The sequence below is a fragment of the Faecalibacterium sp. Marseille-P9312 genome, from assembly GCF_902497445.1.
GTDB classification, from domain to species: domain Bacteria; phylum Bacillota; class Clostridia; order Oscillospirales; family Ruminococcaceae; genus Faecalibacterium; species Faecalibacterium longum.
In genome coordinates, this window is record NZ_CABVEW010000003.1 from 121,430 (window position 1) to 141,548 (window position 20,119).

General features: G+C 66.4%; 21 protein-coding genes. 2 read left to right on the forward strand and 19 right to left on the reverse strand.

Annotated elements, in window-relative coordinates; genetic code table 11:
• Positions 1-16: 16 nt before the first annotated feature.
• Both F3G95_RS03320 and F3G95_RS03325 read left to right on the forward strand, forming a co-directional pair.
• Positions 17-1,768, forward strand: a complete 1,752-nt coding sequence (locus F3G95_RS03320; RefSeq protein WP_149793802.1) for a hypothetical protein — start codon at positions 17-19, stop codon at positions 1,766-1,768.
• A gap of 226 nt (positions 1,769-1,994) precedes the next feature.
• The gene (locus tag F3G95_RS03325) at positions 1,995-2,720 is read left to right on the forward strand and encodes a hypothetical protein (RefSeq protein WP_149793803.1); all 726 of its coding nucleotides are present in this window, start codon (positions 1,995-1,997) and stop codon (positions 2,718-2,720) included.
• A gap of 43 nt (positions 2,721-2,763) precedes the next feature.
• Here the strand turns inward: F3G95_RS03325 and F3G95_RS03330 are convergent, their stop codons facing one another.
• Genes F3G95_RS03330 through F3G95_RS03420 form a run of 19 tightly spaced genes read right to left on the reverse strand, consistent with a single transcriptional unit; the run spans position 2,764 to position 20,107 of the window.
• Positions 2,764-3,435, reverse strand: coding sequence for a precorrin-8X methylmutase (locus F3G95_RS03330; protein WP_188117503.1), 672 nt, complete (start codon positions 3,433-3,435; stop codon positions 2,764-2,766).
• Positions 3,432-3,944, reverse strand: a complete 513-nt coding sequence (locus tag F3G95_RS03335) for a cob(I)yrinic acid a,c-diamide adenosyltransferase (protein WP_149793805.1) — start codon at positions 3,942-3,944, stop codon at positions 3,432-3,434. Before F3G95_RS03335 ends, F3G95_RS03330 begins: the two co-directional genes overlap by 4 nt.
• Positions 3,945-5,429, reverse strand: coding sequence for a cobyric acid synthase (locus F3G95_RS03340; protein WP_149793806.1), 1,485 nt, complete (start codon positions 5,427-5,429; stop codon positions 3,945-3,947).
• Complete coding sequence (locus tag F3G95_RS03345; protein WP_149793807.1) at positions 5,426-6,478, reverse strand: histidinol-phosphate transaminase; 1,053 nt, start codon at positions 6,476-6,478, stop codon at positions 5,426-5,428. Before F3G95_RS03345 ends, F3G95_RS03340 begins: the two co-directional genes overlap by 4 nt.
• Complete coding sequence (gene cbiB / locus F3G95_RS03350; protein WP_149793889.1) at positions 6,475-7,428, reverse strand: adenosylcobinamide-phosphate synthase CbiB; 954 nt, start codon at positions 7,426-7,428, stop codon at positions 6,475-6,477. The genes F3G95_RS03345 and cbiB overlap by 4 nt, the downstream gene beginning before the upstream one ends.
• Positions 7,428-8,033: a histidine phosphatase family protein gene (locus F3G95_RS03355; RefSeq protein WP_149793808.1), complete on the reverse strand. Its 606-nt coding sequence runs from the start codon at positions 8,031-8,033 to the stop codon at positions 7,428-7,430. Before F3G95_RS03355 ends, cbiB begins: the two co-directional genes overlap by 1 nt.
• Positions 8,027-8,353 carry a bifunctional adenosylcobinamide kinase/adenosylcobinamide-phosphate guanylyltransferase gene (locus F3G95_RS03360; RefSeq protein WP_149793809.1) on the reverse strand — a complete coding sequence of 109 codons (327 nt, stop codon included), beginning with the start codon at positions 8,351-8,353 and terminating at the stop codon, positions 8,027-8,029. Before F3G95_RS03360 ends, F3G95_RS03355 begins: the two co-directional genes overlap by 7 nt.
• Entirely contained in the window at positions 8,354-9,106 is a 753-nt protein-coding gene (locus tag F3G95_RS03365; protein WP_149793810.1) for an adenosylcobinamide-GDP ribazoletransferase, read from the reverse strand.
• Positions 9,103-9,627: a bifunctional adenosylcobinamide kinase/adenosylcobinamide-phosphate guanylyltransferase gene (locus F3G95_RS03370; RefSeq protein ID WP_149793811.1), complete on the reverse strand. Its 525-nt coding sequence runs from the start codon at positions 9,625-9,627 to the stop codon at positions 9,103-9,105. The genes F3G95_RS03365 and F3G95_RS03370 overlap by 4 nt, the downstream gene beginning before the upstream one ends.
• Positions 9,621-10,697, reverse strand: coding sequence for a nicotinate-nucleotide--dimethylbenzimidazole phosphoribosyltransferase (gene cobT / locus F3G95_RS03375; protein ID WP_149793812.1), 1,077 nt, complete (start codon positions 10,695-10,697; stop codon positions 9,621-9,623). The genes F3G95_RS03370 and cobT overlap by 7 nt, the downstream gene beginning before the upstream one ends.
• Positions 10,690-12,042, reverse strand: coding sequence for a cobyrinate a,c-diamide synthase (locus F3G95_RS03380; RefSeq protein WP_149793813.1), 1,353 nt, complete (start codon positions 12,040-12,042; stop codon positions 10,690-10,692). The genes cobT and F3G95_RS03380 overlap by 8 nt, the downstream gene beginning before the upstream one ends.
• Before the next feature lies 1 nt (position 12,043).
• Positions 12,044-13,237, reverse strand: a complete 1,194-nt coding sequence (cbiE, locus tag F3G95_RS03385; RefSeq protein WP_149793814.1) for a precorrin-6y C5,15-methyltransferase (decarboxylating) subunit CbiE — start codon at positions 13,235-13,237, stop codon at positions 12,044-12,046.
• Positions 13,234-13,971, reverse strand: coding sequence for a precorrin-6A reductase (gene cobK / locus F3G95_RS03390; protein ID WP_149793815.1), 738 nt, complete (start codon positions 13,969-13,971; stop codon positions 13,234-13,236). The genes cbiE and cobK overlap by 4 nt, the downstream gene beginning before the upstream one ends.
• Positions 13,968-14,711, reverse strand: coding sequence for a precorrin-3B C(17)-methyltransferase (gene cobJ / locus F3G95_RS03395; RefSeq protein WP_149793816.1), 744 nt, complete (start codon positions 14,709-14,711; stop codon positions 13,968-13,970). The genes cobK and cobJ overlap by 4 nt, the downstream gene beginning before the upstream one ends.
• On the reverse strand, positions 14,708-15,700 hold the full coding sequence (locus F3G95_RS03400; RefSeq protein ID WP_149793817.1) for a cobalt-precorrin 5A hydrolase: 993 nt from the start codon (positions 15,698-15,700) through the stop codon (positions 14,708-14,710). The genes cobJ and F3G95_RS03400 overlap by 4 nt, the downstream gene beginning before the upstream one ends.
• Complete coding sequence (gene cobM, locus F3G95_RS03405; protein ID WP_149793818.1) at positions 15,697-16,464, reverse strand: precorrin-4 C(11)-methyltransferase; 768 nt, start codon at positions 16,462-16,464, stop codon at positions 15,697-15,699. Before cobM ends, F3G95_RS03400 begins: the two co-directional genes overlap by 4 nt.
• A gap of 3 nt (positions 16,465-16,467) precedes the next feature.
• Positions 16,468-17,169, reverse strand: coding sequence for a precorrin-2 C(20)-methyltransferase (gene cobI / locus F3G95_RS03410; RefSeq protein ID WP_149793819.1), 702 nt, complete (start codon positions 17,167-17,169; stop codon positions 16,468-16,470).
• Complete coding sequence (cbiD, locus tag F3G95_RS03415; protein ID WP_149793820.1) at positions 17,154-19,091, reverse strand: cobalt-precorrin-5B (C(1))-methyltransferase CbiD; 1,938 nt, start codon at positions 19,089-19,091, stop codon at positions 17,154-17,156. Before cbiD ends, cobI begins: the two co-directional genes overlap by 16 nt.
• Positions 19,088-20,107 carry an iron ABC transporter permease gene (locus tag F3G95_RS03420; protein ID WP_149793821.1) on the reverse strand — a complete coding sequence of 340 codons (1,020 nt, stop codon included), beginning with the start codon at positions 20,105-20,107 and terminating at the stop codon, positions 19,088-19,090. The genes cbiD and F3G95_RS03420 overlap by 4 nt, the downstream gene beginning before the upstream one ends.
• Positions 20,108-20,119 lie beyond the last annotated feature (12 nt).

Sequence of the window (20,119 nt, forward strand, 5' to 3'; positions counted from 1 at the left end):
AAAAAGGGGCGTTTTTATGGAAGCGCAGAGCTACACCGCCGAAGAGCGGCGGGCCGCCAATCAGGTGTGGGCGGCGGCAGGAGCCTACGGCTTCGAGCCGCTGTTCCTCGCCCGGAACACCGACGGCACCATTGATTTTTACATGAACTGCGTCGTGGGGCTGGTCCACAAATACTACGGCGACGAGCTGGTGCGCAGCCTCTTTGACGCATGGGAGGGCGACATCCGGCAGACCATGCTGGACGATCTGACCTGGCTCTACCTCGAGAGCGCGGTCTACGCGCTGGAACTGCCCCGCCGCCCGGTGCTTTCGGCCCTCCGCCGCGCCCATGCGGACTACTTTTTCGGCATCCAGTACAAGCTCTCGCGGCAGGAGTGGATGGCGAAGAACCAGCTGGTCTACTCCATGCAGGCCGCGCGCTGGCGGGCCGTGCAGGGGCGCACACCGCCGGTCATGACCCCCTACGAAAAGGGTCTCGACGCCGCCCTCAGTCCCGAGACGCCCCCCAAGCCGGACGAGCTGAAAGCCGCACTGCTGGCCGTCTACGCCAAATTCGAGCTGTTCAATGGCACCGTGCATCAGAAGGCCGGGCTGCATCTCCATCTGGACGGTCTGCTGGCGTCCCTCATGACCCGCACCATGCCCACCCAGATGATAAAGACCGACCGGGTGACGGTGGAGCATTCCGGCTCGGTGGACGCCTCCGGCGGCGGCATCCATGCCGACAAGCGGCTGGCCCACATCACCCTGCGCCAGCGCGCCGAGGAAGACCGCGCCTACATCGAAAGCTGCTTTGGCCGATCGCTCTACCCGCCCGAACGGCTGCGGAAGGCCGAGCAGGAGCTTTGCACCGGGGAGCATCTGGGCTGTCACCTCTGGTTTGCCTCCGGCGTCCCCAGCCCGGAGCAGGCCCCTACCCCCGAGGCAAAGCACCTGGCCGAACAGGCCCAGCTTCAGGCTGAGCGGAACCGGGCATACTATTCGAAAAATCTCGAGCTTCACCGCAGCGTCGTGCTGCGGCTGACCGAGCAGATACGGAACTGCATCCTCGTCCACCAGCAGCCCAACGCCCGGGTCGCCCGCAGCGGTAACCTCGACCCGGAGCGGGTCTGGCGCACCGTCATGGACGACGACCGGGTGTTCCGCTGTGCCGATGAAGAGAACCACCCGTCCTTCACCGTTGACCTGCTGCTGGACGCTTCGGCTTCCCGCCTCCACTGTCAGGAGGTCATCGCGGCGCAGGGTTCTATCCTCGCCCAGAGCCTCGCGGCCTGCGGCATCCCGGTGCGAGTGAGCTGCTTTTCCAGCCTGCGGGGCTACACCGTCCTGCGGGTGCTCAAGGGCTTCAAGGAGAAGAGCTTACAGGGCATCTGCCAGTATTTCGCCTCGGGCTGGAACCGGGACGGTCTGGCTCTGCGGGCAGCAGGCGACCTCATCGACTTCGACCCCGGCCCCGCCGCGCGGCATCTGCTTATTCTCCTGACGGACGCCTCCCCCAACGACAGCCGCCGCATCCCGCCCTCCCCCGATGACCCGCTGGGCCGCGACTACGGCGGCAGCGCGGGCGTGGAGGACGCCGCCGCCGAGGTCCGGGCGCTGCAGCGGAAGGGTCTGCGGGTCTCCGCCGTCTTTATGGGCGAAGACGCCAGCGCCGCCGACGCCTCCCGCATCTACGGCAAGAACATGGCCCGCATCCGGGGCATGGACCAGTTGGCCCGGGCCGCAGGCCGACTCATCCAGAACGAGATACGGGAGCTGGGCGACTGAATCATAATAATGTACGGGACCGCTGTGCAGTTGTATCTGCTGCCAGCGGCCCCGTATTTTTGTTGTCATTCACAACCATCTTGTTTTGCATTGCTGAAGAATCAAAAAGTTTTTTGGTTTATTTGCAAACTTATAGTTGTATTCTGGCGTAATTTATGATATACTACAACCAACGAAGGGCCGCACACCTACACATCACCCCGAGCCCACAGGAAGGAGAACCGCTATGGATGCCGCACGTTATTTTGAAGAGATGCATCTTGCCATGTCCAGCCAGAAGCCTGAGTACCGCCTTGTGCTCAGCGTCAAGGTCCAAGACCTCGGAGGCGCAGACGCTTATCTCGAGCTGCGACAGGAGCCGGTCAGCGGCAAGGCCCGGGTGTTCTATTCCACGATGGGACGTCAGAAGCTGAACTTCCAGCTCGTCCGCAAAGGCTGGCAGAGCTGCCACAACGCCTCGGGCGAGCTGACGGGGCGCTTCCCCGCCACCGCCGACGGTCTGCTGGCCCAGACGGATTTCTCTGCTTTTGTCCGGGACGACGCCCTCGACAGCGGCCGGATGGCGCGCATTCTGGACGTTCTGGCCCATACTGCCGGTGGTTGTGGGGCCGTCGCCCCCTCTGCCGCCCGGGAGGGTGCGCTCATCACGGTGGAGCGGTTCGTGGGCCGTCCCGCCCATTGGAGCTATTGGAGCACCCGCGCCGCCGAACAGCTGAACATCGCGGCCATCCTCTGCTGGCTGGGCGACTACCTCGCCGGGGCCGAGCGCCGCACCCTGCAGAGCTGCCCGGAGGCCATGCAGCTTGCCGCCGCATGGCAGGCCGCGCTTTTCACTCCCCTGCCCCAGACGGCTCAGCGGCCTCAGCCTGTACAGTCCCGGCCCGTCCGCCGTGCGCCTGTGGTCGAGAACAAGCGCTGGCAGAGCATCCTCGCCGTGCTGGCGACGGTGTAAAAGAAAAGCTTCCCGCGAAGGGAAGCCTTTACAGTCATAACTCTTATTTCCATCCTCTGGCCGAGGGGTCGAGCATTTCGGCGGCGGAGTAGATGAGGGCATTGCAGATGGCCGCAGCGACGTTGCTGCCGCCCTTGCGGCCCATCGCCACGATGGCCGGTACATCATGCTTTTCGCAGACGGCGAAGAGCCGCTCTTTGCTCTCCACCACGTTCACAAAGCCCACCGGCACACCGATGACCAGTGCGGGCCGCAGGCCGCTTTCGATTTGTTCTGCAATCGTCAGCAGAGCCGTGGGCGCGTTGCCGACGGCGAGGATGGCCCCGGGATGCTCCTGCGCTGCCTTTTTCATCGCTGCGACGGCCCGGGTGGTGCCAGCCTCTTTGGCGGCGGCGGCCACCTCGGGGTCAGCCATATAACAGCAGGCCGTACCGCCCAGCTTCGCCAGACCGGGCTTGGTGATGCCAGCCAGCGCCATGTTCGTATCGGTCACGATGACGGCCCCGGCGTGGAGGGCCTTGACGGCCTGCTCCACCGCGCAGGGGGTGAAGTGGAGATTCCGCGCATAGTCGAAGTCGGCGGTGGTGTGGATGACCCGCTTGACCACGGCTTCGTGCTCGGGCGGCGGGGTCAGGCCCATCATTTCCAGCTCTTCGGTGATGATGTGGAAGCTCGTCCGCTCAATGTCGGCGGGCAGATGATGCTGCGGCGTCAATATTCTATCCCCTTTCGTGCTTTTATCCCCTTCTGGTAGGGGTGGCGGCGGCATTTCATCTCGGTGGAGTAGTCGGCGGCGTCCAGCATCCACTGGGGCGGCGTGTGGGCCGTCAGGACGCACTCACACCCGGCAGGCCGTTCCAGAACGGCCTTTTTTAATAGATCGACGTCCACCATATCCAGCTCTTCTGCGCTCCCGGCTTCGTCCAGTATCAGCAGGTCGGCAGGCTGTGCCATGGCGGCGGCGAGGTTCTGGTTTTGCAGTTCCCGGGTCGCGGCCTTTTCCTCCGGCGTCATCTGGAAGACGAATTTCTGCCCGGCCTTGCCCCGGTAGAGCTCCGCGCCAAGCTGGGCCAGAAGCGGGATCTCGCCGCTGTTCCCGCCCTTCAAAAACTGGACGATGACCACCCGCTTCCCGGACCCCAGCGCACGGAGCGCAAGACCCATTGCAGCAGTGGTCTTTCCCTTTCCGTCGCCCCAGTACAGATGCAAAAGTCCCTGTTCCATTCAGCGCCTCTCCATTCCCATCGCGGCATACACCGCGTCCATATCCAGCGCCCCGCGCACGCCGTCGGCCAGGATGTCGAACTGCTGGCGGCGGTACTCTTCCATCGGGATGAGGGCTGCGTCGGAGGGGTCGATGCCCTTCCGGCGGCAGAGCCAGCCCGCCAGCGCCTCAGTCAGCGTGCCGGTGTCGAACAGGCCATGGAGGTAGGTGCCGAACACATTGCCCTGCACACAGCCCTCCCGGCCCCCGTCGGGGTAGTGGGCGAAGGGTTCGCCCTCCGCCTCGGTCACGCCGGTGTGTATCTCGTAGCCTTCCAGCTCTGCACCCGCAAAGGGGGCGGCGACGGTCGCTTTGACCTGTGCGCGGCGCTTCTGCTCGCTGAACACGGTCCGGGTGGGCAGCAGACCCAGCCCCCGCAGAGTCTGCTGCCGGCCGCTCTCGCTGCCGGTGGGGTCGTCGAGGGTCTGGCCCAGCATCTGGTAGCCGCCGCAGACGCCCAGCACCGGTGTGCCTTTCGCGGCCAGCTTGAGCAGAGCCGTTTCCAGCCCGCACTGCCGCAGCCAGAGCAGGTCATCCACCGTGTTTTTCGTCCCCGGCAGCAGGATGAGGTCGGGTGCGCCCAGCTCATGAGCGTTCGAAACATACCGCACGCCCAGCAGCGGGTGCTGTTCCAGCGGCATGAAGTCCGTAAAATTGGACAGATGCGGCAGACGGATGATCGCCGCATCCAGCGGCTTTTTGCCGTCCCGCATCTCGAGGCGCTGGCTCAGGGAGTCCTCGTCCTCGATGTCCACCTTCAGGTACGGTACGACGCCCACCACGGGCAGATGGGTCTTTTCTTCCAGCATCGAAAGGCCGGGGCGCAGAATTTCTACGTCTCCACGGAATTTATTGATGACGAGCCCCTTGATGCGCCGGCGTTCTTTTTCTTCCAGCAGCTCCACCGTGCCGTATAGCTGGGCGAACACGCCGCCCCGGTCGATGTCGCCCACCAGAAGCACCGGCGCGTCCACCATCTCGGCGAGGCCCATGTTCACGATGTCCTCGCTCTTGAGGTTGATCTCTGCCGGGCTGCCCGCGCCCTCGATGACAATGACGTCAGCCTCCTCGGCGAGGCTGTCATACGCCTTCAGGATGTCCGGCACCAGCTGCCGTTTCGTGCGGAAATACTCCGACGCTTTCATCTGGCCCCGCACCTCGCCGTTGACGATGACCTGACTGCCCACGTCACTGCTGGGCTTCAGGAGGATGGGGTTCATCCGCACGTCCGGCTCGACACCGGCGGCCTGCGCCTGCACCACCTGCGCCCGGCCCATCTCGAGGCCGTCTTTGGTGACGAAGCTGTTCAGAGCCATGTTCTGGCTCTTGAACGGCACGGCGCGCAGGCCGTCCTGCGCAAAGATGCGGCAGAGCGCCGCGCAGAGCAGGCTTTTGCCTGCACCGCTCATCGTACCCTGCACCATGATGCATTTTGCCCTGCTCATCCCAGCACCTCTTTCATAAGTTCCAGCAGCCGGGCGTTCTCGGGGGCCGTGCGCACCGCCGTGCGGTACCACTCCGGCCCGAGGCCCGGATAATTCGCGCAGCTGCGCACCTGTGTTCCCAGCGGGCGAAGCCTCTCGTTCAGGTCGGCGGGCGCGCGGAAGAGCAGATAGTTCGCCTTTCCGTCGATGACCCGCAGACCCAGCGACCGCAGACCCGCCGTCAGAACGGGCCGCTGCCGGGCGATAAGCGCGCGCACCTCGTCCACATAAGCGCTTTCTTTCAGGGCCGCGACGCCTGCCGCCTGGGCCAGACTGGACACGGCCCACGGCTGGCCCGCTGTCTGCATTTTTTCCAGAAGCGTTTCGTCGCCGCAGAGGCAGTAACCCAGCCGGACGCCGGCCATGCCGTAGAGCTTGGTGAAAGCTTTCAGGATGACGAGGTCCCCACTTTCCAGCAGAGGCTTCGCGGTCCACCCGTCGGCGTCGGGCAGAAAGTCCAGAAAGCACTCATCTACGGCCAAAATCGTGCGGCACTCCCCGCACCGGCGCAGCAGCTTTTTCACCAGTTCGGGTGAGGCCAGCTGCCCCGTCGGGTTGTTCGGCTGGCAGAGGAACACCAGGTCGATGCTCTCGTCCACGGCGTCCACGAGGGCGTCCGTCGGGGCGAAATCATTCGCTTCATCGAGGAAGAAGCGTTTCACTTCGCACCCCACCGTATCCAATGCAGAGGCGTACTCGGCAAAAGTCGGGGCTGTCACCAGCGCTTTATGGGGCTTTGCGGCCCAGACCAGCCGGAAGATGAGGTCCGCCGCGCCGTTGCCGCAGAGGATCTGCTCCTGCGGCACACCCTCGGCCCGGCTCAGCGCCGCCCGCAGGGTGCGGCAGAGGGGGTCGGGGTAGCGGTCGGCCAGAGGCAGAGCGTCCCGGATGGCCTGCGCCACCCCTTCGGGCAGACCGAGTGGGCTGACGTTCGCCGAAAAATCCAGCGCGTCGCGGCCAAAGCGTTCGCGGTAGCCCATCCAGTCACCGCCGTGGACCAGTTGTTTCATCCCAAGAACCCCCGTATCGCACATCCCCACGCCAGCGCAAACCCGCTGGCTGCATACATCATCCGATCGGCCCGCAGAATATCCTCCGGCTCGATGGGCCGCAGCGGGTCGCCGATGGTGGGCTTCGGGTAGTACTCCCCGAAATAGTAGGCCGGCCCGGCCAGCTGGACTCCCAGCGCGCCCGCGCAGGCGCTCTCAGTCTGGGCGCTGTTGGGGCTGGCGTGATTGCGGCGGTCCCGCCGCCAGATACGCCACGCGCCCTTGGCGTCATTGCGGGTGAACGCCGCCGCCATGATCCAGAGCAGCGCCGCCAGACGGCTCGGGATATAGTTCGCCACGTCGTCCAGTTTTGCAGCGGCACGGCCAAAGTAGAGATATTTTTCGTTTTTGTAGCCCAGCATACTGTCCATGGTGTTGATGGCCTTGTAGGTCAGGGCCAGCGGCGCACCGCCCAGCAGCATATAAAGCAAAGGCGCAATGACGCCGTCGCTGGCGTTCTCGGCCACCGTCTCCACCGCCGCTTTGGTCACGCCCTCAGCAGTCAGCGCTTCCGTGTCACGGCCCACGATGCGGCTCACCGCCTTCCGGGCAGCGGGCAGGCTGCCTTTTTTCAGCTCGACATAGACATTCGTGCTCTCCTGCACCAGTCCCTTTGCGGCCAGCGCCTGCCCGCACCAGAACATCTGGACGGCAAGCCCCAGCAGCGGGTGAAGCATCGCCGCGCCCCAGCAGACAAGGCCCGTGAACAGCAGCGTCCCCACCGACAGGCAGAACGCCACCACCGCACCGCCCAGCAGCTCGCCCTGAGGCGTTTTGGGCAGGCGGGCGCGGAGGAATTTTTCCAGCCGGGAGATGGCTTTGCCCATGTACACCACCGGGTGGGGCAGCCATGCCGGGTCGCCGAAAATGGCATCCAGCACGAAGCCTCCCAGCACAGCCCAGGCGGTCATCATACGCCGGCCTCCGCGTCTTTCGTGTACTGCACGGTCTTCACGAGGCGGAGCTGGCGCTTCTCGGCCCAGTCGGCGGCATCCAGCACATAGCCGCCCGCGTTGGGGCCGCACCACGCATAATAATCGCGCCTGGGCAGGGCGTACCGCTCCATGGCCGCCATCTGGGTGCCGCCGTGGGCCAGGATGACCAGCAGCTCTTCGCCGTCGGCCAGCGCCTTGTCCACCAGAGCAGAGAAGGCATTGCAGATGCGGTTCGAGAAGTCGTCCTTCCGCTCACCGTCGGGGCATTTGCTCTCGCAGTTGGCCTGCACCCACGCCTGATAATCGGCGTCGTGCTCCATCTCGACGTAGTTTTTGCCCTCGAAGCTGCCGAAGCACATCTCCTGCAGGTCCTTCACGACCACGAGCTCTGCCTCCGGGAAGAGCACCCGGGCCGTCTGGGCCGTCCGCTGCAGCGGGGTGATATAGACCACCTTCGGGTCGATGTCGGCCCGGCGCAGCTGGCTCAGGCCCTCCGCCGAGAGCGGGATGTCGCGCTGGCCCTGATAGCGCTTCTGGGCGTTGTATTCGGTCAGGCCGTGACGCAGCAGATAGATCAACATTGGGGTAATTCTCCTTTCAATACCGTCGGGATGCCGCAGAACATCTGCACCACGCAGTCGGCGCGCTCTGCCAGCAGGCAGGCCAGCCGTCCGGCGGCCTCCCGCCCGGCGCGTTCCTCAGCATCCATCGGGACAACACCGCCGCCGACCTCGGTGGCGATGACAATATCATATTCCACCAGCTCCCGGGCCAGCGTTTCGAGCTGCTCCGGGGTCTGAGTCTCGGCGGCGGCGTCCTGCACATCGGCAATGACGCTGCCCCGGAAGTTCCGCGCAAAGGTGCGCTTGCCGCTGTAGAGCGGCCCTGTGATAAACATCATTTACAGCACTCCTCCCCACTGGCTGACGGCCAGCGCCGCCAGCATCCACAGCTCGGCCCGCTGTAAAAACCACCCGGCCAGGTCGCCGGTGATGCCGCCAAACTGCTTTTTTGCCACGAAATCATAGCGCCACAGCGCCAGAAGCGCTGCTGCCGCCAGCCCGCCGCCGCCCAGCGCCGTCAGCGCCAAGACGAGCAGAGCCGACAGGCCGCAGAGGAAGCGGCGGACGGTCTGCTTGTCGGCCGCTGTGGCAAAAGTATGGGCGAGGCCGGTGTCCTTCGCCAGCGGGAACGCCGCCACGGCAAAGCCCGACAGCGCCCGCTCCAGCACCAGCGCCAGCGTCCAGCACAGGCCCGCCCGGGGCGTGAACCGCACACTGCCGCAGAGGCCGAAGTAGGCCACAAAGTAGCAGCACAGCCGGATGACAGCGAAGGCCCCACAGTGGGAGTCTTTCAGAATCTCAAGCTTTTTTTCCCGGTCGCCGTAGCTCGAGAGGGCATCCGAAGTGTCGGCGTAGCCGTCGAGATGGATGCCGCCGGTGACGGCCACCGGCACGAGGCAGAACGCCGCCGCCCGGGCCAGTTCCGGCAGGGGCAGGACGCCGCAGAGACACCACAGCCCGCCGCACACCAGCCCGATGAGGGGGAAGGCGCACATGGCGTACCGCATATTTTTTTCGTTCCACTCGAACTGCGGCACCGGCAGGGCCGAAAACATCGCAAAGGCCACCGCGATGGTCTGCAAAACAGTCACAGCTTTTCTCCCCCTTTGTAGTACACCGGCAGGCCGCAGACCACCCGGCAGACGTTGTCCGCCCGGGCGGCGAAGGCGTTGTTCACCTGCGCCAGCGCCAGCAGATACTGGTCGGTGTCGCCTGCGTAGTCGGCACCGCCGCTGAACACCTCGTTCGATACGACGATGAGGTCATCGCACCCGGCGGCGAGGCGTTCCAGCCCGGCCAAAACGGCCTCGGCGGTGTGCTTTCCTGCCCCGCCAGGGCTGTAAAGCTCGTTGGCGACGAGGTTGCCGAGGTCTTCCAGCAGGACGGTCCCCCGGCCGGGCAGAGCCAGACGGTCGAGGTGGAGCGGGCATTCCAGCGTTTCGAACTGCTTTTGCGCCCGCATTTTCCGGTGCTTTTCCACCCGGGCGGCGCACTCGGCATCCCAGACCTGCATGGTGGCCAGGTAATAGCGGGGCAGGCCGGTCTTAAGCACAAGGCTCTCGGCGCAGGCGCTTTTGCCGCTGGCCGCGCCGCCGAGCACCAGCGTCAGCATCCCACACCCCCCTGCGGCGTGTAGGCTTCGATGCCGCCCTCTTCAAAGGAATAACAGCCATCGTAGACGGCCAGCGCCATGTCCCACAGCGGGATAGCGGCCACCGCGCCGGTGCCTTCGCCCAGATGCAGGCCCGCCGTGATGAGGGCTTTTTTGTTCAGAGCGTCCAGCACCAGTTTTGCGGCCGGTTCAGTGGAGCAGTGGCTTGCAAAAACGGCCTTGGCCGCTGCCGGGCAGAGCCGGACAGCGCAGAGCGCCGCCACACAGCTGATGAAACCGTCGGCCAGCACCGGCACACCTTCCAGCGCACCGCCGAGGAAGACGCCGCAGAGCCCGGCAAGATCGAAACCGCCCAGCTTTGCCAGCACGTCCAGTGCATCGGCAGAGTCGGGCTGATTTTTTGCGATGCCGCGATGGATGGCGTCGATCTTCCGGGCAAGTCCCTCGTCCGAAAGGCCCGCGCCCCGGCCCGTCATCACTTCGACGGGCTGGCCCAGCAGCACAGCGGCCACGGCGCTGGAGGTCGTGGTGTTGCCGATGCCCATCTCACCGGTAGCCAGCAGGCCGACGCCCGCTTTCTTCTGCTCCTGCACCAGCCGGATGCCCCTGCCGATGGCCTCCACAGCTTCAGCCCTGCTCATAGCCGGGCCGAGGGTGAAATCCGCTGTGCCGGGGGCGATGCGGCAGTCGAGGACGCCCGGGACCGGGTCGCCCGCGATGCCCATATCCACCGGCACCACCTCGCACCGGGCGGTCTGTGCCATCCGGCAGACGCTGGTGCGGCGGGCGGCGAGGTTCTCAGCCACGGCGCGGGTCACGCTGCTGTCGGTCTGGCTGACGCCCTGGGCCACCACACCGTTATCGGCGCAGAGCACCAGCACCGCCCGGCGGGAAATATCCAGCTTTGCGCTGCCGGTGAGGGCGGCGGCATCCTCGATGGTCGTTTCCAATCCGCCCAGCCCGCCCAGCGGCTTTGCAAGGCTGGCCCAGTGGGCGTGCGCCGCCGCCCGGGCTGCTTCGTCCGGCGGCGTGATGGCCGCACAGAGGGCGGCGAGTTCTGTCTCAGTCATGGTCTCTCCTGTAATTTTCAGCCGCGGCGGCAAAGCGCTGCGGCAGGGGCGTACCCGCCCAGTACAAATGCGGGAAGCCCGCATAGAAATGCTCGTTTATAAATCCGCACCGCCACGCCGCGCCGCCCACCGGCTTTTTTGCCGCGAGAGCCACGCCGTTGGCGGTGGAATCCCAGTGGTGGAATTCGTGGATGGGAAAGCTCTCCCCGGCCCGGAAGAGCATACTGTCCGAGTCTGCGCTCAGCGCGGCGTAGCCGAAACGGACGAGACGTCCGGCATCTTTTGCTTCGCCCGGCAGAACGCCCGCCATCGGCCAGCTCTGCCCCTCGGCGTCCGTGAGGCTCTGCCCCAGATAGAGGAAGCCTCCGCACTCGGCCGCTGTGGGCAGACCGGACTCGATTTTTTGCTTTATCTCGCGCAGAAGCGAGGCATTTCCACTCAATTCTCTTGCGTGAAGTTCCGGGTAGCCGCCGGGCAGATACAGCCCGCCGATGTTTTCCGGAAGGGCCGTGTCGCGGAGAGGGCTGAAAAAGACCACCTCTGCCCCGGCGTCCCGGAAGGCTTCCAGCGTCTCGGCGTAGATAAAGCAGAACGCCTCGTCCTGCGCCACGGCGATGCGGACGCGGGCCGGAGGCGTCTCCGCCCGCGCAGGCAGGGCGGGCGGCTCCTTTTCGCAGAGGGCCAGCAGGCGGGGCCAGTCGATGTGCTCCTCCGCCGCGTCGGCCAGAAGAGCCAGCTTCTGCTGTAAATTTTCCACTTCCGCCGCCGTGTAGAGGCCCAGATGGCGGGAACCGATGACGGCCTCCGGGAGTTTCGGCAGAAAGCCCAGCACCGGCAGGCCCGTCTCTTTTTCCAGCATCGGGGCCAGCAGAGCGTGCATCCGGGCCGTGCAGTTGTTCAGCAGGATGCCTGCGATGTGACTGGGAGTGCGGAAGTTTACGAGCCCCTTCAGCTCTGCGGCCAGCGTCAGGCTCTGACCCTTTGGCTCTGCCACCAGCAGCACCGGCAGGCCCAGCGTGTCGGCCAGATGCCACGCGCTGGCCCTGTCGCTGACGCCGCCGAGGCCGTCATAAAAGCCCATGGCCCCCTCGCACACCGCCGCACCGTGTCCGGCGGCACCCCTCGCGTAGAGGGTGCGCACCGTCTCGGGTGCAGAGAAAAAGAGGTCGAGGCTGCGGCTCTCCACCCCCAGCACGGCCCGGTGGAACATGGGGTCGATGTAGTCCGGCCCGCTCTTGAAGGCGCAGGGCGCACAGCCCCGCCGCTTGAGGGCCATGAGCAGGGCGCAGGTCATGGTGGTCTTGCCGCTGCCCGAGCGGGGCGCCGCCAGCAGAAACTGTATCATGTCATTCTCCTGTGATGAGGTAGATGGGGTTCTGGGCCATCATCAGATGCAGCCCGCCCACAGCTTTTGCCCGGCTGACGGCGATCTGGCTCACCTGCACAGTCCGGCCTTTGGCCGTCAGCGCGGCCACCGCCGCCGAAAGGCTCTCAAGGGCGATGGCCGACACGCAGATGCGGGCGTCGGGGTTCTTATCCAGCGCGGCGTCCACGATGGCGGCAAGGCTGCCCTTGCTGCCACCGATGAAAACAGCGTCCGGCGCGGGCAGGTCCGAAAGGGCGGCGGGGGCAAGCCCCTCCACGAGGACGAGGTTCCGGGTCCTGAATTTTTCGCGGTTGGCTTTGATGAGCGCACAGCCCTCCGGCCTGCACTCCACTGCGTAGACCCGGCCCCGGGGCGCGGCCAATGCCAGCTCCACGCTGACGCTGCCCGTCCCGGCCCCCACGTCCCACAGGATGTCTTCCGGGCGGACGGCCAGCTTCGCCAGCACAGCGGCCCGGACTTCCTGCTTGGTCATGGGAACGTCGCCCCGCTCGAAGGCTTCGTCCGGCAGGCCCGGGGTGCGGCGGGGCAGTCCCTCCACCGCCTCCACGAGAAGGACGCTCAGGCTGTTGAAGCGGCCTGCGGCCAGCTCTTTGACGCTGCCGCGGAAGAGCTTTTCTTCCGGCGTGCCGAGGCACTGGCCCACGACGGCCTGCACGTCCCCGAAGCCCTCTGCCGCCAGCTGGGCGCAGAGGGTGGCGGGGTCTTCGCTGCCGCCGGTGAGAAAGAAGGTGGGTCTGCCCTGCATACACTCGGCCACCGGGTCACAGGTGCGGCCATGGGCCGAAACAAGGTTCCACCCCTGCCACGGACGGCCCAGCGCCGCCGCCAGCAGCTGGATGCTGGAAAGGCCGGGCAGCACCCGGGCGCGGACGCCGAGGGCCTCCAGCTTTTCCATCATAGAGGACGCGCCGGAGTAAAAGCCGGTGTCGCCGCTGTAGACCAGCACGGCGTTCTCTGCGCCGGAAGTCTGCAGCAGCTCTGCCACCTCGTCGGGGCGGTAGGCGGCGGCGCGGTTCTCGGTGCAGCCGGCAGGCAGAACTGCCAGCAGACGCCGTGCGCCCAGGATGAGGTCGGCCTGCCGCAGTGCGGCCAGGCCCTGAAGGGTCAGGTTCTCCGGCCGACCGGAGCCCATGCCGATGAGTGTCACGTTCATCTTATCATCTCCTTGCAGCGTTTCAGCACCTCGGAAGCCGTCTCGCCCTGCTCGGGCGGGCGGCGGATGACCACCAGCTGCGCCCCGGCGGCAGAGGCGGCGGCGGCTTTTTCGTCGAAGCCTCCGGCCGCGCCGCCGTCCTTTGTGACGAGCCAGCGGATATGGAACTGCTCCATCATGGCCTGATTAAGGGCAAAGCTGAAGGGGCCCTGCATGGCGATGATGTTGCGGTGGGGGATGTTCGCCGCCTCACAGGCCGCGATGCTTTCCAGCGTGGGCAGGACGCGGGGGTAGAGCCGCTCGGGCGAGATGGCCGCAAACTGCGCCAGCTCCTTGGCCCCGGTGGCCAGCAGAAGATTCCCCTCTTCTGCAGCCAGCGCCTCGGCCGCCTGCTTTGCGCTCTCAAAGACGAGACAGTTTTCCGGCAGCGGACTGGCCGGGCGCAGCAGGCGGAGGTATTCCACCCCGGCCTTCTCTGCCGCTGCTTTGATGTTTTTGGTCGCCTCCACTGCGTAAGGGTGGGTGGCGTCGATGCAGAGGGCGGCATCTCCCAAGAGCGCGGCCATCTCATCGGGCAGGAGCCGCCCGCACCGGACGGTGACGCCGGGGGTGCTCCCCTGCTCTTCCTGCCCCAGCGGGGTGGCCACGCTGACGGTGACTTCGATGCCCAGCGCCGCCAGCTGACGGGAAAGCTCCCGCCCCTCGGTGGTGCCGCTGAAAACGACGACGTTCATCGGCGGTACCCCCTCGGCGTGACCATCCGCCCGCTCAGCGCGCGGGTGGCGGCGTTGCCCACAAAGACGGTGGTGAACATATCCACCTCAGTGTCCCGGAGCTGGCTGAGGGGCAGGATGTGCTTTTCCTGCCCTTCCCGGCCGATGTTCCGCACAGAACCGCAGAGGGTGTCCGGGGCTTTGCCGTTTGCCAGCAGGACGTCCACAGCCCGGCGCAGATAGTCCGGGCGGCCCTTGGAGGAGGGATTGTACAGCGCCAGTGCGAAATCGCCCTGGGCGGCACAGGCCAGACGCTTTTCGATGACCTCCCACGGCGTGAGACGGTCCGACAGCGAGATGACGCAGAAATCGTGGGCCAGCGGCGCACCCAGCACCGCCCCGCCGCTGAGGGCGGCGGTCAGGCCGGGGACGACCTCCACATTGACGTCCGGGTACTCTTCGGCCAGCTCCAGCAGCGGGCTGGCCATGCCGTAGACCCCGGCGTCGCCGGAGCAGACCAGCGCCACGTCCCGGCCCGCCCGGGCGGTATCCAGCGCCCAGCGGCAGCGGTCGATCTCCCGGGTCATGCCGGTGGTGTAGCACTCTTTTTCCGGGTAGAGGGGGCGCACAAGGTCGATGTAGACCGTATAGCCGCACAACACCTCGGCCTGCTGCAAGGCGCTCTGCGCCTGCACGGTCAGAAACTGTCCGCCGCCGGGGCCAAGCCCCACGACGAACACGGTCTTTTTACTCTCACTCATTGCTCTGCCCGCCAATCGGGTGCAAAGGGGCGGACGGCCAGCGCCGGCGTCGCGCCGCCGCCTGCCGTTTTGGGCAGAAGGAGCATCCCGCCCGAGGCTTTTACCGCCGAGCGCTCACAGACGTTGTCCACGCCGGTGACACTTGCCACAAAGGCCGACGGGGTGAACTGTCCCGGCACCGCCCGCAGTTCGTCGGCCGGATAGAACGTGATGGGCCAGCCGTGGGCTTTGCAGAACGCTGCAAGCCCCGGCTCATCTTTTTTCAGGTCGATGCTGGCGGCGGCGCAGACCGCCGCCGGGCTGAGGCCGGACGCGGCACAGAACGCCGCGAAGGCTTCTTCCAGCTGCTGGGCCGTCGTGCCGCGGCGGCACCCCACCCCCAGCACCCCGATGCGGGGGACGAGGTGGAGCGCCCCGCCCTGGGGCGTGAGGGTCAGGGCGAAGTCGGCGGCTTTGGGTGCGTCAGTCTTTTCCACGCCGGCGGGGGTCTCCCCCGCCACCGGCCACGGCGACCAGTACCGGACCGTCTGCCCGGCCAGCAGGGCGCCGCTGACCCGCTTGATGCGCTCCGGCTCAAGGACAGCGCAGTTCTGGGCCTTGGCCCAGAGGTCCACGGCGAAGAGGCCGTTGACGTCGGTGGCCGTCGTGATGACCGGCACCGCGCCGCACGCTTTTGCCAGCGCCCGGGCCAGCGCGTTGGCACCGCCCAGATGGCCCGACAGGAGCGGCACGGCGAAGTTCCCGCCCTCGTCCACGACCACTACCGCCGGGTCGGCGGCCTTGCTCCTGCAGTGGGGCGCGATGGCCCGCACCGCGATGCCCACAGCTCCTACAAAGATCAGGGCCTCATCCTGTGCAAAATGCTCCGCCGTCCAGCCTTTCAGGGTCACGTCTCCGCCGCAGCGGCTCACGCTGCCGGGCAGAGCTTCCGCCAGCCGATGGGCCAGCGCCTCGCCCTTTGCGGTGAAGGCCAGATATGCCCGGCTCACTGCCCGGCCTCCGTCCCCTGCCGGAACTCGGTGGTAAAGGCGGGGTCATAGAGCTTGCTGCGCTCGTAGTTTTCGCCCAGAAAGTCGCCCACGACGATGAGGGCGGTCTTGGTGATGCCGTTTTTGCGGGTCTCCTCGGCCAGTGTGGAGACGGTGCAGCGCACCACCTTCTGCTCGGGCCAGGTGGCCTTATAGACCACAGCGGCAGGGGTATCGGGGCGGTAGCCGCCGCTCTCGAGAAGGGCCTGCTGGACTTTGTCCACCAGCCCGATGGAGAGGAAGATGACCATGGTAGCCCCATGAGCGGCCAGCTTTGCCAGCTGTTCGGCCTCAGGGACAGGAGTGCGGCCCTCCATCCGGGTGATGATGACGGTCTGGCTCACGTTGGGCAGGGTGTACTCGGCACAGAGTGCCGCCGCCGCGCCGCAGAAGCTGGACACGCCCGGGGTGTCGTCATAAGGGATGCCGTCGGCGTCCAGCGCGTCCATCTGCTCCCGGATGGCCCCGTAGAGGCAGGGGTCGCCGGTGTGGAGGCGGACCGTGGTTCCGCCGGCCTTTTCGGCGGCACGGATGGTGTCCAGCACCTGTTCCAGCGTCATCTCGGCGCTGTTATAGATGGCACAGCCGGGCTTCGCCAGCCCCAGCAGGGCCGGGTTGACGAGACTGCCCGCGTAGATGATGCAGTCGGCATCGGCCAGCAGGGCCGCCCCCCGCCGGGTGATGAGGTCGGGCGCGCCCGGCCCGGCTCCTACAAAATGGACCATATCTTACCCCTCCTTCACCAAAATCGTTGCGAAATAGCCCGCCGACCGGGCCGGGTCGTAATCGGTCAGGTCGGGCCAGACCTCCTCGTTCGGCAGGCCGCAGTTACAGACCATCGCGCTCCGGCTCAGAAGCCCGGCGTCGGCCAGCGCGGCCAGCGTCTCGGGCAGCTGACGGCCCGATTTCATCAGCACTTTCGCGCCCGGTGCGGCCAGCACCTCAGCGGCGCAGCGCCCCGGGGCGATGGTCAGCGGCTGCTCCATGCCGCCCGTCAGGGACTGGCCCAGCCGGGCCGCAGCGGCGCAGAAGCTCGTCACGCCGGGGAGCATCACGGTCTTGTAACCCTCGGCCTCCAAGATCTCCTGCAGGTAGCCGAAGGTGGCGTAGACGGACAGGTCGCCGAGGTTGAGCATGGCGACATCCTGCCCGGCGTCGAGATATTCTTTCACGGCCCGGGCCGCCTCGATGTGGGCGGCTTTCTGCACCGCCGGGTCAAGGCTCATGGCGAAGCGCAGCGGCAGGATGGTCTTGCCGCTCAGATCCACCGCACCTTTTGCGATGTCCAGCGCCAGCATCCCGCCCTTTGGGGTCTGGGGCGCGGCGATGACCGGGCAGTTTTCGAGGCAGCGGACAGCCTGCAGGGTCATGAGCTCCGGGTCGCCCGGGCCGACGCTGACGCCGTAAAAAGTGCCTATCCGTTTTTCCATTCGTCCAGCAGCTCCTTTGCAGTCTTGGTCTGGCCCAGCGGGCCGTATTGGTTCGAGAAGAGCACCGCGCCCACCCGGAACGCCCCGGCGGCACGGCGGTCGAGGTGGAGCTGGATGGCGTCCAGCAGGCTGGACAGCACCGGCTCTCTCATCTCTGCTTTGTCTAAGATCTCCATGCAGGCGTCGGTGGTGGCCGCGTTCATCAGGGCCGCGCAGACGTCCCGGGACGCACCGCAGAGGGCGGCGTGGGCGCAGAGCAGCTCGGTGCGGCAGTCGGCCGTGCGGGAGTGGGTGTTCATGACGCCGCCCGCCAGCTTGACCAGCTTGCCGATGTGGCCCACCAGCACCACCTCTTCGAAGTGGGATGCCGCCGCCATATCCATCGTATCCCCGATGAAGTTCGAGGTCTTGACCACCGGGATATTCTTTAGGGCGGGCATCTTCTCGTGGAGATAGTCGAGGCCGTAGTTGCCCGGGGCGAGGATGAGCCGCCGGGGGCTGACCGCCCGGAGCGCCGCCTGCCCCATTTCCAGCTGGATGGTGTCGAGGATGGCCTGCTGGCTCATGGGCTCGACGATGCCGCTGGTGCCGAGGACGCTGAGGCCCCCTTCCACGCCCATGTGGGGGTTGAAGGTGCGCTTCGCCGTTTCGGCCCCGCCCTCGATGGAGATGGTGACGTCAAAGCCGCCCGCGTACCCGGCAGATTCGGCCTCTTTTTCCAGCGCTTCCTTTATCATGGCCCGGGGGACGTGGTTGATGGCAGCTTCGCCCACGGGCTGGTCGAGACCGGGCTTTGTCACCCGGCCCACGCCCTCACCGCCGTGGATGCGCACCTCGCCGGACAGCTCGGGCCGGAGGGCGACACTGGCGATGACCGGCAGGCCGGTGGTCACGTCTACATCGTCGCCGCCGTCCTTCCGGATAGCGCACTCGGCCCCCTCGCCGGACAGGCGGCAGAAGATGGGCTCTACCTCCACCACGATGCCCTTCGGGGTGCGGAGGGCCACCGTCTCGGGGGTGCGGCCGGTGAGCAGCAGCCGTGCCGCGCCCGCCGCGCCCAGCGCCGCACAGGTGCCGGTGGTATAGCCGCAGCGCAGGAGCTTCTGGCCGCTGCGGACGTAGTGCTCAAAGAGCGGGCGCTTTTCCTCCGGCGCTTTTTCTTCGCCGTAGAGGAATGCGTACTGCTCATCGGTCAGAGCATAAATTTTGCAGATGTTTTCCCGGGCAAAGGCCTTTTCCGGCGTCATGACGTCCGAGACGCCCGCCGCCGAGACGCAGACGACCTTGTCGGAAACTTTCTGCGCCAGCTCCAGCTCGTGGAGGCTCAGGATGACGGCCATCTTCTTGTCGCGGGCGAGGCTTTTCAGGATGGCCAGCAATTCGGCCTTGCCCTTGATGTCGAGGAAAGACGTAGGCTCGTCCAATAATATCAGCTCCGGCTGCTGGCAGATGGCCCGGGCCAGCAGGACGCGCTGGCGCTGGCCGTCGCTGATGCAGTTGAAGTCCCGGCCCGCCAGCGCCTCGGCCCCCACGAGGGCCAGCGCGGCGTGGACCTGGCGCTTATCTTCTGCCGAGAGGACGCCCAGCCGTCCCGTGTAGGGGTAGCGCCCGGCGGACGCCATCTCGAAGCAGGTGGTCAGCTCGGTGCGGCGGGTGTGGGGCACCATCAGGGCCATTTTGCGGGCGCGCTCCGTGCCGGAGCAGTCCGCGAGACTTTTGCCGTCCAGCAGGACAGCGCCCCCCTGGGGGGCCAGCTGCGCTGCCAGCGTCTTGAGCAGGGTGGATTTTCCCGCACCGTTGGGGCCGATGAGGGTGAGGACGGTCCCCTTCCCGACGCCGAGGCCGATGTGCTCCATCAGGGGCGTTTTGCCGTAGCCGATGGCAAGGTCCTCGGCGCGGCAGTAGAATTTCGGATCGCTCATTCCCGGCCCTCCTGTGTCTGGCGGCGCACCAACAGCCAGATGACCACCGGCGCACCGAAAACTGCCGTCACCGAGCTGATGGACAGCTCAGTGGGCGCGAACAGGCTGCGGGCGATGAGGTCGCAGAGCAGGCAGAACGCTGCCCCGCCCAGACAGCAGCCCGGCAGGACATAAAGGGGTTTTGCGCTGCCCAGCAGGTTCTTGACCAGATGCGGCACCGCGATGCCCACAAAGGAGATGGGGCCTGCAAAGGCCGTCACGCAGGCGGAAAGCAGGCTGGAAAGCAGCACGAGGGCCGTCGAGAAGGCCCGCACCGGTACGCCGACGCTTTTGGCGTAGCTCTCGCCCATCTGGTAGGCCGCCATGGGCTTCGAGAGCAGGAACGCCGCCGCCAGCGCGGGCAGCACCACGCAGGCCGCTGCACCCACGTTGGCCCAAGTCATGCCGGAAAAGCTGCCCATCGACCAGTTGTGGAGATTGACGATGTTGGAGTCCTGAGCGAAGGTCACCACGATGTCGGTGACAGCCGAGCAGATATAACCGATCATGATGCCGCAGATGACGAGGATGCTCATCCGCGGCACCCGCCGGGCCACCACCAGCACGAAGGCCATCGCCGCCATCGAGCCTGCAAAGGCGGCGATGATGAGGGTGGCCGAGCCGGTGAGCAGCCCCTGCTGTAAAAACACCACCATCGTCAGGGCCACTGCCAGCTTTGCGCCGCTGGACACGCCCATGACGAAGGGGCCGGCGATGGGGTTGGCGAAGAAGGTCTGCAGGAGGTAGCCTGCCGCCGAGAGGGCCGCGCCCAGCAGCACGACCATGACCGCCCGGGGCAGACGGAGCTGGAGCACGATGCCCACGGCCAGCGCATCTTCGCCCCGGCCCAGCAGAGCCGCCGCCACCGCGCCGGGCGTCAGGGACACACTGCCCCAGAACAGGTTGAGTGCAAACAGCACCGCGACCCCCGCCGTGAGGGCGAGGTACGCGAGGCTGAGGCGGCGGGTGGTGGTCATGACAAAGCTCCT